The organism is Microbacterium timonense, from assembly GCF_900292075.1.
GTDB lineage: Bacteria > Actinomycetota > Actinomycetes > Actinomycetales > Microbacteriaceae > Microbacterium > Microbacterium timonense.
On the sequence record NZ_OLMV01000001.1, the window covers coordinates 32957 to 46623 of the forward strand.

General features: G+C 69.3%; 17 protein-coding genes. 15 read left to right on the forward strand and 2 right to left on the reverse strand.

Annotated elements, in window-relative coordinates:
* Positions 1-34 precede the first annotated feature (34 nt).
* Positions 35-715, reverse strand: coding sequence for a transcriptional repressor LexA (gene lexA / locus C9992_RS00170; RefSeq protein ID WP_106813603.1), 681 nt, complete (start codon positions 713-715; stop codon positions 35-37).
* Between the two features lie 262 nt (positions 716-977).
* On the opposite strand from lexA, the gene C9992_RS00175 reads away from it, so the two are divergent.
* The 7 genes from C9992_RS00175 (at position 978) to C9992_RS00205 (ending at position 6944) form a co-directional block, all read left to right on the forward strand.
* Positions 978-1370 (forward strand): LysM peptidoglycan-binding domain-containing protein, encoded by a 393-nt coding sequence (locus tag C9992_RS00175; protein ID WP_106813604.1) that lies wholly within the window; start codon positions 978-980, stop codon positions 1368-1370.
* An 86-nt stretch (positions 1371-1456) separates the two neighbouring features.
* Complete coding sequence (locus C9992_RS00180) at positions 1457-2551, forward strand: histidinol-phosphate transaminase (RefSeq protein ID WP_200826188.1); 1095 nt, start codon at positions 1457-1459, stop codon at positions 2549-2551.
* The gene (gene hisB / locus C9992_RS00185; RefSeq protein ID WP_106813606.1) at positions 2548-3156 is read left to right on the forward strand and encodes an imidazoleglycerol-phosphate dehydratase HisB; all 609 of its coding nucleotides are present in this window, start codon (positions 2548-2550) and stop codon (positions 3154-3156) included. Before C9992_RS00180 ends, hisB begins: the two co-directional genes overlap by 4 nt.
* On the forward strand, positions 3153-3824 hold the full coding sequence (hisH, locus tag C9992_RS00190) for an imidazole glycerol phosphate synthase subunit HisH (RefSeq protein ID WP_106813607.1): 672 nt from the start codon (positions 3153-3155) through the stop codon (positions 3822-3824). Before hisB ends, hisH begins: the two co-directional genes overlap by 4 nt.
* Before the next feature lie 73 nt (positions 3825-3897).
* On the forward strand, positions 3898-4644 hold the full coding sequence (gene priA, locus C9992_RS00195) for a bifunctional 1-(5-phosphoribosyl)-5-((5-phosphoribosylamino)methylideneamino)imidazole-4-carboxamide isomerase/phosphoribosylanthranilate isomerase PriA (protein WP_106813608.1): 747 nt from the start codon (positions 3898-3900) through the stop codon (positions 4642-4644).
* Positions 4628-5461 carry an SseB family protein gene (locus tag C9992_RS00200; RefSeq protein WP_106813609.1) on the forward strand — a complete coding sequence of 278 codons (834 nt, stop codon included), beginning with the start codon at positions 4628-4630 and terminating at the stop codon, positions 5459-5461. The genes priA and C9992_RS00200 overlap by 17 nt, the downstream gene beginning before the upstream one ends.
* Before the next feature lie 94 nt (positions 5462-5555).
* Entirely contained in the window at positions 5556-6944 is a 1389-nt protein-coding gene (locus tag C9992_RS00205) for a pyridoxal phosphate-dependent decarboxylase family protein (RefSeq protein ID WP_106814550.1), read from the forward strand.
* Here the strand turns inward: C9992_RS00205 and C9992_RS00210 are convergent.
* Positions 6937-7356, reverse strand: coding sequence for a DUF1844 domain-containing protein (locus C9992_RS00210; protein ID WP_200826189.1), 420 nt, complete (start codon positions 7354-7356; stop codon positions 6937-6939). The genes C9992_RS00205 and C9992_RS00210 overlap by 8 nt on opposite strands.
* Positions 7357-7674: 318 nt before the next feature.
* On the opposite strand from C9992_RS00210, the gene infC reads away from it, so the two are divergent.
* The 8 genes from infC to C9992_RS00250 all read left to right on the forward strand — a co-directional run bounded on the left by infC (position 7675) and on the right by C9992_RS00250 (position 13599).
* Positions 7675-8280, forward strand: a complete 606-nt coding sequence (gene infC, locus C9992_RS00215) for a translation initiation factor IF-3 (RefSeq protein WP_235007868.1) — start codon at positions 7675-7677, stop codon at positions 8278-8280.
* 72 nt (positions 8281-8352) lie between these two features.
* Positions 8353-8547, forward strand: coding sequence for a 50S ribosomal protein L35 (rpmI, locus tag C9992_RS00220; RefSeq protein ID WP_106813610.1), 195 nt, complete (start codon positions 8353-8355; stop codon positions 8545-8547).
* Positions 8548-8578: 31 nt separating this feature from the next.
* Positions 8579-8962, forward strand: coding sequence for a 50S ribosomal protein L20 (rplT, locus tag C9992_RS00225; protein ID WP_106813611.1), 384 nt, complete (start codon positions 8579-8581; stop codon positions 8960-8962).
* Between the two features lie 342 nt (positions 8963-9304).
* Positions 9305-10105: a TrmH family RNA methyltransferase gene (locus C9992_RS00230; RefSeq protein WP_106813612.1), complete on the forward strand. Its 801-nt coding sequence runs from the start codon at positions 9305-9307 to the stop codon at positions 10103-10105.
* A gap of 88 nt (positions 10106-10193) precedes the next feature.
* Positions 10194-10982: an amino acid ABC transporter ATP-binding protein gene (locus C9992_RS00235; protein WP_106813613.1), complete on the forward strand. Its 789-nt coding sequence runs from the start codon at positions 10194-10196 to the stop codon at positions 10980-10982.
* A gap of 60 nt (positions 10983-11042) precedes the next feature.
* The gene (locus C9992_RS00240) at positions 11043-11960 is read left to right on the forward strand and encodes a glutamate ABC transporter substrate-binding protein (RefSeq protein ID WP_106813614.1); all 918 of its coding nucleotides are present in this window, start codon (positions 11043-11045) and stop codon (positions 11958-11960) included.
* A gap of 77 nt (positions 11961-12037) precedes the next feature.
* The gene (locus C9992_RS00245; RefSeq protein WP_106813615.1) at positions 12038-12685 is read left to right on the forward strand and encodes an amino acid ABC transporter permease; all 648 of its coding nucleotides are present in this window, start codon (positions 12038-12040) and stop codon (positions 12683-12685) included.
* A complete protein-coding gene (locus C9992_RS00250; RefSeq protein WP_106813616.1) occupies positions 12682-13599 on the forward strand; it encodes an amino acid ABC transporter permease in 918 nt (305 codons plus the stop codon). Before C9992_RS00245 ends, C9992_RS00250 begins: the two co-directional genes overlap by 4 nt.
* Positions 13600-13667 lie beyond the last annotated feature (68 nt).

Genomic DNA, 13667 nt, shown 5'->3' on the forward strand with positions numbered 1-13667 from the left:
ACCGGAAGGCGCGAGCCCGGTGGCGCGGAGGCGCTCAGACCGCGCGCAGGATCGCGACGACCTTGCCCAGCACGACTGCGTCGTCGCCCAGGATCGGTTCGAACGCCGAGTTGCGGGGGAGGAGCCACGTGTGGCCGTCCCGCTGCCGGAACGTCTTCACGGTCGCCTCGCCATCGAGCATGGCCGCGACGATGTCGCCGTTGTCGGCGGTGGCCTGCGACCGCACGACCACCCAGTCGCCGTCGCAGATCGCAGCGTCGATCATGGACTCGCCGGAGACCCGCAGCATGAAGAGGTCGCCCTTGCCCACGAGCTGACGCGGCAGGGGGAAGATCTCCTCCACCTGCTGCTCCGCCGTGATGGGCACGCCGGCGGCGATCCGGCCGACCAGCGGAACAAGTGCCGCGTCGCCGAGCGCCGGTGCGCTGTCGGCCGGGTTCTCCGCGGCGGTGCCGGGCAGATCGATGAGCACCTCCATGGCGCGCGTCTTGCCGGCGTCGCGACGGAGGTAGCCGCTCAGTTCGAGCTGGTTCAGCTGGTGGGTGACGCTCGAGAGCGACTTGAGCCCCACGGCGTCGCCGATCTCGCGCATGCTCGGCGGGTACCCGTGGCGCGCGATCGACCGCTGGATCACTTCCAGGATCGCCAGCTGCTTGTCGCTCAGGCTCTTCCGCCGACGAGTCTGGGGCTTCTCGCGCCCGGCCGCGTCGCTCATCTTCCGGCTCCGTCCCGCGCTCGGGCGTCGAGCGCTGTTTCTTCGAATGTCGGAGGCCCGTGGTGGGGTTCTCGTATCGAAACCGTATCCGGATCCGACGAGCGAGTGGAACAACCCACCCGCGTGTCGCGTTCGAGGAATATCGATCCGGACACGGGGTTGACATCCTACAGACTCGAAGATAGCTTCGGAAGAGAGGTTCGCATTCTCCACTCCCGGCCGAGTGGAGAATGCGAATCTCTCCCCATCAGAGGAGAACAGCATGACCGCGATCGGCATCACGACGTCCGTCCCCTCGCCGGCCCGCGCGGCGACTGCGGCTGCGCGCCGGGCCACGCGACTGCGCCTCACCGTGCGCGGGCGGCGCGTGCTCGCCGCCCTCGCCGCGTTGCCCGTGGTGGTGGCGCTGAGCGCCGCGGTGCTCGGTGGCGGTGCCGCCCTCGCCTCGCGCGACGGGGGAGCGCCGGCAGGCTCCTTCCAGACGGTGACGGTGGCTCCCGGTGATTCGCTGTGGACGATCGCCGAGGAGGTCGCGCCCGATCGCGACCCGCGCGACGTCGTCGACGACATCGTGCGCCTCAACGCGCTGGACGATGTCGTCGTCCAGGCCGGGCAGAGCCTGGCCATCCCGGCGGAGTACGACGGCGGGCGTTGAGCGGCTGCGCACGCGTCCGCGGTCGCACGCGCTGACGGAGCTGCGAGCCGTCATCGAACGGCTCCGTCCCGCGCGCCGGGCCTAGCATGGGAGGGGTGAGTGCACGTCTCGAAGACCTCCCCCTCCGCGCAGATCTGCGCGGCCAGAAGCCCTACGGGGCACCACAGGCGCCCCTTCCGGTCGCCCTCAACGTCAACGAGAACACCCACCCCGTTCCGCAGGACGTCGCCGACGACATCCTGGACTCCATCGCTCGCGCGCTGCGCGACGTGAACCGCTATCCCGACCGCGAGTTCACGGCGCTGCGGGAGGGATTCGCCGACTACCTCGGGCACGGCCTCACGCGTGACCAGATCTGGGCGGCCAACGGGTCCAACGAGGTCCTCCAGCACATCCTGCAGGCCTTCGCCGGACCGGGGCGCACCGCCTTCGGCTTCGCGCCGACGTACTCGATGTATCCGCTGCTGACGCGCGGGACGGGTGCGCGATGGATCTCCGGCACACGCCCGGACGACTTCGCGATCAGCGCCATGGACGCCGCATCGCAGGTCGCAGACGCCCAACCCGACGTCGTGTTCCTCTGCTCTCCGAACAATCCCACCGGCACGCCCATGCGCCTGGACGTCATCGAGGCCGTGTACGAGGCAACGCAGGGCATCGTGATCGTGGATGAAGCGTATTTCGAGTTCGCGCCGCGTGATGAGCGATCGGCCCTCACGCTCCTGCCGGGGCGAGAGCGCCTGGTCGTCTCTCGCACGATGAGCAAGGCCTTCGCCTTCGCAGGCGCCCGGGTCGGGTATCTGGCCGCCGACCCCGCACTCATCGACGCGCTCCGTCTCGTCCGGCTGCCGTATCACCTGAGTGCGCTGACGCAGGCGGCCGCCAGCGCGGCCCTGCGGCACGCGCCCACGATGCTCGGCATGGTCGACGAGATCGTCGGCCAGCGCGATCGCATCTCGGCGACGGTCGAGGCGCTGGGCTTCACTGCGCACGAGACCTGGACGAACTTCGTGCTCTTCGGGGGAGTGGACGACCCGGCCGCCACGTGGGACGCCCTCTACGATCAGGGCGTGCTGATCCGCGACGTCGGGATCCCCCACCACCTTCGCGTGACAGCGGGCACCGAGGACGAGACGACCGCGTTCCTGGACGCGCTGGCCTCGGTAGGATCGGCGGCATGAGCGCCGCACCTCGTACCGCCTCGCTGCGACGGGCCACGAGCGAGTCCACCGTCGAGCTGGAGCTCGACCTCGACGGCACCGGCCGCAGCCGGATCGACACGACCGTGCCGTTCTTCGACCACCTGCTGACGGCGTTCGCGAAGCACTCGCTCACCGACCTCACCGTCCGCGCCTCGGGTGACACCGACATCGACGCGCATCACACGGTGGAAGACATCTCGATCGTGCTCGGTCAGGCGATCCGGGAGGCTCTGGGCGACAAGTCGGGGATCTCGCGCTACGGCGACGCCCTGGTGCCTCTCGATGAGGCCCTCGCGCAGGCGGTCGTCGACATCAGCGGGCGGCCGTATCTCGTGCACACCGGCGAGCCGGAAGGCTTCGAGCACCACCTCATCGGCGGGCACTTCACCGGATCACTCGTGCGCCACACGTTCGAGGCCATCTCGTACAACGGCGCGTTGACCGTCCACGTTCGCCTGCTCTCCGGCCGCGATCCGCATCACATCGCCGAAGCGGAATACAAGGCGTTCGCCCGCGCGTTCCGGCAGGCGAAGTCGCTGGACCCCCTCGTGGACGGCATCCCGAGCACGAAAGGCGCGCTGTGAGCGGCGAGGCCCAGACGGCGGGCGAGCGCCCCGTCGTGGCCGTGCTCGACTACGGGTCGGGCAACGTGCACTCGGCGGTGAAGGCGCTCATCGCGGCGGGAGCCGACGCCCGCCTCACCTCCGACCGAGGGCTCATCATGGACGCCGACGGTCTGATGGTTCCCGGCGTCGGAGCCTTCCGCGCCGTCGCTGAAGCGCTGCGTGCCAGCCGGGGCGACGAGCTCATCGAACGCCGGCTGGCCGGCGGACGCCCCGTACTGGGCGTCTGCGTCGGCATGCAGATCTTCTTCGAGCGGGGCGTGGAGCGCGGCGTCGACACGGAGGGTCTCGGGGAATGGCCGGGGGTCGTCACCGAGCTCGATGCGCCGGTGCTGCCGCACATGGGCTGGAACACCGTCGAGCCCGGCGACGGATCGCGACTGTTCCGCGGCCTGGAGAGCGAGCGGTTCTACTTCGTGCACTCGTTCGCGGCTCAGAAATGGCTGCTCGACGTGCAGCCGCCCTTCCCGGAGCCGGTGCTGACCTGGTGCGAGTACAGCACCCCGTTCCTCGCGGCCGTCGAGAACGGCCCGCTCTCGGCAACCCAGTTCCACCCCGAGAAGTCCGGCGATGCCGGCATCCGGCTGTTGAGGAATTGGATCGACGGCCTCGGCGGGGCTACCCTCTGAGACCGTGCCGTCTGCGGGAGCGCGTGCTCCGGAAGACCGTCTCGCACAGCATCCGACTCTCAGCCAGGAACACATGAACGATTTCGCGTCCACACCCAAGCTCGTGCTTCTGCCCGCCGTCGACGTGGCCGACGGGAAGGCTGTCCGGCTGACCCAGGGCGAGGCCGGCACCGAGACCAGCTACGGCGACCCCGTGGACGCGGCACTGGACTTCGCCCGCCAGGGCGCCGAGTGGATCCATCTCGTCGACCTCGACGCCGCCTTCGGCCGCGGGTCGAACGCGGGGGTTCTGCGCAAGGTGATCCGGCAGGTCAAAGGCGTCCAGGTGGAGCTGTCGGGCGGCATCCGCGACGACCGCACCCTGGAGGCGGCGCTCGAAAGCGGCGCGTCCCGCATCAACCTCGGAACCGCGGCACTGGAGAACCCCGAGTGGGCCGCCGACGTCATCGGCCGCTACGGCGACGTCATCGCGGTGGGACTCGACGTGCGGGGAACCACCCTGGCCGCCCGCGGCTGGACGCGTGAGGGCGGCGATCTGTGGACAGTGCTGGACCGCCTCGAGGCCGCCGGCTGCAGCCGCTACGTCGTCACCGACGTGACCAAGGACGGCACGCTGAAGGGCCCGAACCTCGATCTGCTGCGAGAGCTGACCACCCGCACCCCGAAGCCGATCGTCGCATCGGGCGGGGTGTCGAACCTGGACGACATCGCGGCGCTGCGCGACCTCGTTCCGCTGGGCGTGGAAGGCGCCATCGTCGGCAAGGCGCTGTACGCCGGCGCGTTCACGCTCGCCGAGGCGCTGGATGTCGCCGGATACTGACGCACCCGACGAGCGACCCACGGGCTCCGGCCGGCGGGACCGGCAGCCCTCCGCGCACGATCATGGGGCGGCATCCGACTCGGCGGGAGTGCCGTGGGAGGGCCGCAGCTTCCACGCCAACCCGCACTCCGCGGACGACGGTTCCGCCGACCCCGGGCTGCTGGCCGCACTCACCGCCTTCCGTGCGGGATCGGGGGACCAGCGGGCGGTCGTCGACGCCTACCGCACGGCGCGTCTGCTGATCCCGCTCCTCGCCGAGAAGGGGGACCACGGCGTCGGGGCGCACGGACTGGAGGTCGACAAGACGCAGGAGCTGTCGATCGTCACCGTCGCCGCTCCAGACGGACGCCGAGTGCTGCCCGTGTTCACCTCCGTGGGCACGATGCGGCGCTGGGATGCCACGGCACGGCCCGTTCCCGTCGACGGCGTCCGCACCGCGCTCGCCGCGGTCGCCGACGACACCGATCTCATCGTCGTGGACCCCGGCTCCGACACCGAGTTCGTCATCCGTCGCCCGGCCGTCTGGGCCATCGGGCAGGGGCACGGGTGGGAGCCCGCCTTCCACTCGCCCGAAGTGGTGGCCGGACTGCATGAGAGCATCGGCGGCGAGCTGTCGGTCATCGACCTGGCGGTGGAGCCGGGCGACCCGGACGCTCGTCTACGCGGGCCGGAGCTCGTCGTGCGCCTGCACCTCATGAGCGGGCTCGACAAGACCGAGCTGGATGCCGTGCTGGCGCGCCTGGCCAAGCGCTGGGCTGCCGACGACCGCATCGCGGTGCTCGTGGACTCGTTGACGGTGAAACTCGTCCGCGCCTGAGCCCAGTCTCCGAGACCATCCGTCGCCTCCGAATCCGCGAGTGCTTGCGGCGGGCGCGGGCTCGGCGGATGATCGGCTCCGCGGAGGTGACTCGATGGACGAGGCGACGAACGAACAGTATCGGAGAGCGCTCGAAGCCGCGCACCGGTACGCGCTCGGCTGGCTGGAGTCGGTCCGGGACCGTCCGGTACGCCCCGAGCTCGACGTCGACGGCGTGCTGGCACTGCTGGAGGAACGTCTTCCGCAAGAGGGCGCCCAGCCGGACGACGTCGTCGAGGAGCTCGCGGCCGCCGCCGAGGACGGTCTCATGGCGATGGGGTCGCCGCGCTTCTACGGATTCGTCATCGGCGGCACCTATCCTGCAGCGCTCGCGGCCGACTGGCTGGTCTCGGCGTGGGACCAGAACACGGGGTCACGTCAGCCGACGCCGGCGACCGCCGCGGTGGAGGAAGTGGCCGCCCGATGGCTCGTCGAACTGCTCGGGCTGCCCGCCGGCAGCGGCGTGGGCTTCGTCACCGGCGCGACGATGGCGAACCTGTCCTGTCTGGTCGTCGCCCGCGACGCGGTCCTGCGGGCTGTCGGCGCCGACCCGGCGGCGGGCCTTCAGCACGGCCCAGTCGTCCGCTTCCTGGCCGGTGATGCGGTGCACACATCTGTCGTCCTCGCCGGCCGCATCGCCGGACTCGGCGCGCCGCGCACCGTGGGCGCCGACGCCGAGGGACGCATCGATGTCGGGGGACTCGAACGGGCGCTCGGTGACGGAGAGGGCCCGGCCATCGTGGCCTTGCAGGCAGGGGATGTGCATTCGGGCGCGTTCGACGACTTCTCCGCCGCTGTGGACATCGCCCGTCGACACGGCGCATGGGTGCACGTGGACGGCGCGTTCGGGCTCTGGGCGGCCGCCAGTCCACGCCTGCGGCATCTGACCCGGGGGCTTGCGGAGGCCGACTCGTGGGCGACCGACGCGCACAAGACGCTCAATGTCCCTTACGACTGCGGTGTCGCGATCGTCCGGGACGAGGCGGCGATGACAGCCTCGCTCGGCGCGCACGCGGCATATCTTCCCGTGGTCGCGAGCATCGCCGACCCGTATGACCGCGTCCCTGAGCTCTCGCGGCGCGCACGTGGAGTCCCGGTATGGGCGGCACTGCGTTCCCTCGGACGCGATGGCGTCGGGCGACTGGTCGACGGTCTCGCGGATGCCGCAGCCGGTCTTGCGGCGGGCTTCTCCCGCATCCCCGGACTCGAGGTCCTCAACGACGTGGTCTTCACGCAGGTGTGCCTGGCCGCTCCGGATGATGCCGCCACCGCTGCCTTGGGGGAGTGGCTGCGCGCGGAAGGAACGGTGTGGGCGTCCTCGTCGACGTGGCGCGGACGCACCGTTGTGCGTTTCGCGGTGAGCAACCACGGCACGGACGCCGAGGCGGTTCGTCGCACCGTCGACGCCGTGCGACGCGGTGCCGACGCCCTCGGGATCAGGTGACCGGACCGGTCCACTTCTCGCCCGGGCCCTGGCCGATCGGGTCGGGGATGACCGAGGCCTCGCGGAACGCGAGCTGCACCGAACGCAGGCCGTCACGCAGTGAGCGCGCGTGCATGTCGCTGATCTCGGGCGCACCCGCCGTGATCAGGCCGGCGAGGGCATTGATGAGCTTGCGCGCCTCATCGAGATCGGTCTGCGTGGCGGGGTCGTCGGCGAGGCCGACCTTGACGGCGGCGGCGCTCAGCAGGTGGACGGCAGTGGTGGTGATCACCTCGACGGCGGGAACGTCGGCGATGTCGCGGGAGGCCGACGCCGCGGCGCGCTCCTGCTGCTCCCAGCGGGCCTGGCGTTCGGCATCCGGTCCCGCCGTCGCGTCAGCAGTGTCGCCGTCCTGGTCTCGAATCGTGTCCACGCCGTTCTCTCTGATAGACTGTTGCGGTCTCCGGTGCGTCTGCACCGGATCGGAAAGAGGATCACATCCCACCCGCGCTTGCCGTTCCAGGCTACCGGGTCACGCACTCCGCCCCGACCGTTCTGCGGCCGGGGTAGCCGCGGCCAGAACCACGCGGAGGGCTCCGTCACGGAGCAGGGTGCAGAAAGTCGGCGCTGGAAGCGTCTCGACGGGTGGAGTGGCTCTCGATCCACCCGCGACACACCGTGTCGTGGGGGTTCAGCCCTCATACCCAAGGAGTTCCGCATCAGCGATCCCCGCACCAACGACCGCATCCGTGTGCCCGAGGTCCGTCTCGTCGGCCCCAACGGAGAGCAGGTCGGCGTCGTCCGCATCGAGGTGGCGCTGCGCCTGGCTCAGGAGGCCGACCTCGATCTCGTCGAGGTGGCCCCCAACTCGAAGCCGCCCGTGGTCAAGATCATGGACTACGGCAAATTCAAGTACGAGGCCGCGCAGAAGGCCAAGGAAGCGCGTCGCAACCAGGCGAACACCGTCCTCAAGGAGGTCCGGTTCCGTCTGAAGATCGAGGCCCACGACTACATCACCAAGCTCAAGCGCGCCGAGGGGTTCCTCCAGTCCGGCGACAAGGTCAAGGCGATGATCCTGTTCCGCGGTCGCGAGCAGTCGCGTCCCGAGCAGGGCGTGCGCCTGCTCCGCAAGTTCGCCGAGGATGTCGCCGAGTTCGGCACCGTGGAGTCGAACCCCACGATCGACGGCCGCAACATGGTGATGGTCATCGCCCCGCACAAGAACAAGTCCGAGGTGAAGACCGAGCAGAACGCTCAGCGCGCCGCGAACAAGGAAGCGGCCCGGTCCGCCCGCAACGGCGGCGCACCGGCGCCGGAGGCCGAGGCCCCCGAGGCCGAAGCCGCCACGGCCGAATAGGCCCCCACAGACTCCCGCACCAGGCGGGATGAGACTCCCGCCTGGGCGGGAAGCGAAACGAAGGAAGAACAGATGCCGAAGCAGAAGACCCACTCGGGCGCCAAGAAGCGCTTCAAGGTCACCGGCAGCGGGAAGCTCATGAAGCAGCAGGCGAACCTTCGCCACAACTTCGAGGGCAAGCCCACGCGCCGTACCCGCCGCCTCTCGCAGGACCAGGTCCTCGCCCCGGGCGACGCCAAGGTCGCGAAGAAGCTCCTCGGCCGCTGAGCGCGCCGACGCAAGTTAGGAACCAGAAGAAATGGCAAGAGTCAAGCGGGCCGTCAACGCCCAGAAGAAGCGTCGCGTCATCCTCGAGCGTGCCTCCGGCTACCGGGGTCAGCGTTCGCGCCTGTACCGCAAGGCGAAGGAGCAGGTCACCCACTCGCTCGTCTACGCGTACCGCGACCGTCGCAAGCGCAAGGGCGACTTCCGCCGCCTGTGGATCCAGCGCATCAACGCCGCCGCTCGTCAGAACGGCATCACGTACAACCGCTTCATCCAGGGCCTCGGCCTCGCGGGCGTGCAGGTCGACCGTCGCATGCTGGCCGAGCTCGCGGTGAACGAGCCCAAGACGTTCGCGTCGCTCGTCCAGACCGCCAAGAACGCGCTGCCCGAGAACGTCAACGCTCCCAAGAGCGCCTGAGCGCAGCATCCGCTCTCCCCGAAAGAGGCGTCCTCCCCACGGAGGGCGCCTCTTTCGCCTTCCCGAGTCGGCCGGGTGCGTCGGGGACGGTCGGGGGTTCCGCGAGACTTCATCCGGGCGCCGAGACTGCGTGCGTCAGACGCTGTCTCGGCGCTCCAGTGGAGTCTCGCGTCCGGGTGGCCGGGTGCGTCGCGGACGGCCGGGGGTTCCGCGAGACTTCATCCGGGCGCCGAGACTGCGTGCGTCAGACGCTGTCTCGGCGCTCCAGTGGAGTCTCGCGTCCGGGCGGGCGGGCGGGCGGGGGTGATGGGGAACGGATGCCGCGACCCTAGACTGAGAGCCGTGCTCGAGAACCCTCGTTCGCCGCGTGTCCGCGCCGTCGCCAAGCTGACGAAGCGCAGCGCGCGGCAGGAGACGGGGCTGTTCCTCCTCGAAGGACCTCAGGCCGCGCGCGAGGCCCTGGCCTACCGCCCCGACACGCTCGTCGAGCTGTTCGCCACCCCGTCGGCGCTCGAGAAGCACGCCGACGTCCGCGACGCGGCGAAGGATGCCGGCCTCGAGGTCGTTTACACGACAGAGGCGGTGCTCGACGCGATGGCCGACACGGTGACGCCGCAGGGGATCGTCGCCGTGGCCCGTCAGTCGCCCACATCGGTGCGCGAGGTCTTCGCCGCGTCTCCGCGTCTCGTGGCGATCTGCGAGGAGGTGCGCGACCCCGGCAACCTCGGCACGATCATCCGTGCCGCCGATGCCGCCGGCGCCGACGCCGTGGTGCTCACCGGACGCACCGTCGACCCGTACAACCCCAAGGTTGTGCGCGCGACGACCGGGTCGCTCTTCCACGTGCCGGTGGCGCTGGGGGTGGACCTGGCCACCGCGGTCGAGAAGGCGCGGGCCGCCGGGGTGCGGGTCGTTGCGGCTGATGTCGGGGGAGGCGACTTCCTCGACTCGCGCGCGCTCCTGGCCGAGCCGACGGCGTGGCTCTTCGGCAACGAGGCGCGGGGCCTCGACGACGACGCCCTCGCGCTCGCCGATCTCTCGCTGCGGCTGCCGATCTACGGCGCCGCCGAGTCGCTGAACCTCGCGACGGCCGCCAGCGTGTGCCTGTACGAGACCGCGTTCGCGCAGCGTGCCACGCGGTGACAGTCTCACCAGCCCCACCTGTTACAACACGGTTAAGACGCGGGCAAGCCACTGGCATCGTGTCCGAACGCGGCCCTAGGGTGCTTCTATGACGCCCGACGACAGTGCGCCACCCACCAGCAACATCTCGGTGCGCCGTGGCGATCCCTTGGTGCAGATCTCGAATGTGCAGAAGCACTACGGAGACTTCCAAGCCCTCAAAGACATCGATCTGACGGTGAACCGTGGCGAGGTGGTCGTCGTCATCGGGCCGTCCGGCTCCGGCAAGTCGACGCTCTGTCGCACGATCAACCGTCTCGAGACCATCACCAGCGGCACGATCACCATCGACGGCAAAGAACTGCCGAAAGAGGGCAAGGCGCTCGCGGGGCTGCGTGCCGATGTCGGCATGGTGTTCCAGTCCTTCAACCTGTTCTCGCACCTGACGATCCTCGAGAACGTCACCCTCGGGCCGATCAAGGTCAAGAAGATGAAGCGAGCGGATGCCGAGGCTCTGGCGGCACAGCTGCTCGACCGCGTCGGCGTCGGCCATCAGGCATCCAAGCTGCCCGCCCAGCTCTCCGGCGGCCAGCAGCAGCGCGTGGCGATCGCGCGCGCCCTGGCGATGCAGCCGAAGGTGATGCTGTTCGATGAGCCGACCAGCGCCCTGGACCCTGAGATGATCAACGAGGTGCTCGACGTCATGGTCGGCCTCGCACAGGACGGCATGACGATGATCGTCGTGACCCACGAGATGGGGTTCGCGCGCAAGGCGGCGGACCGCGTCGTGTTCATGGCCGACGGGCAGATCGTCGAGCAGGCGACGCCGGAGGAGTTCTTCACCAACCCGCAGAGCGCGCGGGCCAAGGACTTCCTCTCGAAGCTGCTCACCCACTGACGTCCGCGCCCGCACCGGCGCGGCGATGAAGATACACACGGAACGGACTTGGAGGATCACATGCGAAAGCTACGGATCGGCGGCGCGCTCGCAGGCATTGCGATCGCGGCGCTGGCGCTCACCGCGTGCAACAGCGGCACGCCGGGCGCATCACCGTCGGAATCGGCGGGCGGTGGCGATGGGGAGGCCTCGAGCACGCCGTGGGAGGTCGCCACCGATGTCACGATCGAGGGCAGCCCGACGTTCGACGCCATGACCGAGCGCGGCTCGGTGAAGGTGGGCGTGAAGGAGGACCAGCCGGGGCTCGGCTACCTCGACCCGACGACCGGTGAGCGCACCGGCTTCGACATCGACATCGCGCGCTGGATCGCGGCGTCGCTCGGCTTCGACGAGGATCAGATCGAGTTCCAGGCGATCCCGTCGGCCAACCGCGAGCAGGCGATCGTGAACGGCGACATCGACTACTACGTCGGCACGTACTCCATCACCGACAAGCGCAAGGAGCAGATCTCCTTCGCGGGACCCTACTTCGTGACGGGGCAGGGCCTGCTCGTGGCCGCGGACAACGACACCATCGACGGACCCGACTCGCTGACGTCCGACATGGTCGTGTGCTCGGCCACCGGCTCCACCTCGATCCAGCGCATCAAGGACCTCGGCACCGCGCAGACGAAGGAGTACGACACGTACTCCGCCTGTGTCGAGGACCTGAAGAACGGCCAGGTCGACGCGGTCACCACCGACGAGGCCATCCTCATCGGCTACGCGGCACAGGACCCTGACAACCTGAAGGTCGTCGGCGACGTCTTCAGCGAAGAGCGCTACGGCGTGGGCCTGGCCAAGGACGACGTCGCGCTGCAGGAGTTCATCAACACGATGTTCACCGACGGCGGCGACATCTGGCAGCAGATCTTCGACAACAACCTCGGCGACGCCGGGGTCGAAGGCGAGCAGCCTGAGGTCGACCCGACGAGCTGACCGGCAACTCGTGGCGGCGCCGCACACCGGCGCCGCCACGAGACGTTTCTTGATCGGTTCTGAACAGAAGGCGGCGCATGGGAGTCATCACGGACAACCTCGACCTGTGGGGCGAGGCCATTGTCGGGACCCTGATCCTGTTCTTCGGGGGCGGCCTGATCGCCCTCGTGCTCGGCTTCATCGTCGGGGCCATGCGGGTATCGCCGGTGCCCATCGCGCGCAGCGTGGGGGCCGTCTACGTGAACTGGATCCGCAACACCCCGCTGACGCTCGTGATGTTCTTCTTCGCGTTCTGTCTGCCGATCCTCCTGCAGCAGCGCGTCTCACCGATCGTCCTGGCCACCGCCGCGCTCGGCATCTACACGGCCACGTATGTCGCCGAGACGCTCCGGTCCGGCGTCAACACCGTCCCAGTCGGGCAGGCCGAGGCCGCGCGAGCGCTCGGCCTGACCTTCGGGCAGGTCATGACCCTCGTCGTGCTGCCCCAGGCGACGCGGTCGGTCATCCCGCCGATGATGAGCGTGTTCATCGCTCTGCTGAAGAACACGACGGTCGCCGCCGGCTTCTCCGTGCTGAATCTGGGATCGGTGCGCGCATGGCTCAGTGAGCGCGGCGAGAACCAGCTCATCGTGCTGCTCTGGGTGATGGTCATCTTCGTCGTGCTGGTGCTGCTGCTGGCGTGGCTGCAACGCACCCTGGAGCGCAAGTGGAGGATCGCGCGATGAGCAGCTCCGTCCTGTATGACGTCCCCGGTCCCCGGGCAGTGGTGCGCAACCGCATCATCGGCGCGATCACGATCCTCGTCGTCCTGCTGTTCCTCGGCTGGGTGATCTGGCGGTTGTACGAGACCGGACAGCTCAGTCCCGAGAAGTGGTCGATCTTCACCTACACCCGCATCTGGGAGATCATCGGCGAGGGCGTCGTCAACACGGTCTCGGCCTTCGCGGTGGCCGCCGTCGGTGCGCTCGTCCTCGGGTTCGCGCTGGCTCTCGGACGCCTCTCCGATCACGCGTGGCTGCGACTGCCGATCGGCTGGATCGTCGAAGTGCTGCGCGCGATCCCGGTGCTGATCTTCATGATGCTGCTGTACTACGGGCTGCCCGTCATCGACATCAAGATGTCCCCGTTCTGGGCGGTCGTGATCGCGTTGATCGCCTACAACGGCTCGGTGCTGGCGGAAGTCTTCCGGGCGGGCGTGGAGTCGCTTCCCCGCGGCCAGAGCGAAGCGGGCTACGCCATCGGCCTGCGCAAAGCTGGCGTGATGCAGCTGATCCTCCTGCCACAGGCGGTTCGGGCGATGCTGCCGGTGATCATCTCGCAGCTCGTGGTCACGCTGAAAGACACCGCGCTGGGCTTCATCATCACGTTCCACGAGCTGCTGTACGTCATCAAGCTCATCGGCTCGCAGGCGCTCTACAACTCTCCGCTCATTCCCGCGGCGATCGTCGGCGGCTCGATCTACGTCGCGATGTGTCTGGCGCTGTCGTATGTCGCATACCTGGTGGAGAAGCGCACGCGGCGCTCGCCCAAAGTCATCGCCTTCGACGCGGGAGACGGCGAGGAGCCCACGACCATGACGGAGACCATCGCGGCCAGGCGCGGCCTCGGTAAGTTCGACGGCACCGCAGGACCCGTCTGACCGCGCGGTGGGACGCCGGCGCGTGAGCACCGGCCGGCGAGCCGAGGACGGCCGCCGCCGTCGGTAGA

Excerpts from the sequence above, each read along its gene's own strand:
- lexA (WP_106813603.1), bottom strand. The coding sequence starts at position 715 with ATGAGCGACGCGGCCGGGCGCGAGAAGCCCCAGACTCGTCGGCGGAAG.
- rpmI (WP_106813610.1), top strand. The coding sequence starts at position 8,353 with ATGCCGAAGCAGAAGACCCACTCGGGCGCCAAGAAGCGCTTCAAGGTC.
- C9992_RS00235 (WP_106813613.1), top strand. The coding sequence starts at position 10,194 with ATGACGCCCGACGACAGTGCGCCACCCACCAGCAACATCTCGGTGCGC.
- C9992_RS00200 (WP_106813609.1), top strand. The coding sequence starts at position 4,628 with ATGTCGCCGGATACTGACGCACCCGACGAGCGACCCACGGGCTCCGGC.
- C9992_RS00180 (WP_200826188.1), top strand. The coding sequence starts at position 1,457 with ATGGGAGGGGTGAGTGCACGTCTCGAAGACCTCCCCCTCCGCGCAGAT.
- hisB (WP_106813606.1), top strand. The coding sequence starts at position 2,548 with ATGAGCGCCGCACCTCGTACCGCCTCGCTGCGACGGGCCACGAGCGAG.
- priA (WP_106813608.1), top strand. The coding sequence starts at position 3,898 with ATGAACGATTTCGCGTCCACACCCAAGCTCGTGCTTCTGCCCGCCGTC.
- C9992_RS00205 (WP_106814550.1), top strand. The coding sequence starts at position 5,556 with ATGGACGAGGCGACGAACGAACAGTATCGGAGAGCGCTCGAAGCCGCG.
- rplT (WP_106813611.1), top strand. The coding sequence starts at position 8,579 with ATGGCAAGAGTCAAGCGGGCCGTCAACGCCCAGAAGAAGCGTCGCGTC.
- C9992_RS00250 (WP_106813616.1), top strand. The coding sequence starts at position 12,682 with ATGAGCAGCTCCGTCCTGTATGACGTCCCCGGTCCCCGGGCAGTGGTG.
- C9992_RS00240 (WP_106813614.1), top strand. The coding sequence starts at position 11,043 with ATGCGAAAGCTACGGATCGGCGGCGCGCTCGCAGGCATTGCGATCGCG.
- C9992_RS00245 (WP_106813615.1), top strand. The coding sequence starts at position 12,038 with ATGGGAGTCATCACGGACAACCTCGACCTGTGGGGCGAGGCCATTGTC.
- C9992_RS00175 (WP_106813604.1), top strand. The coding sequence starts at position 978 with ATGACCGCGATCGGCATCACGACGTCCGTCCCCTCGCCGGCCCGCGCG.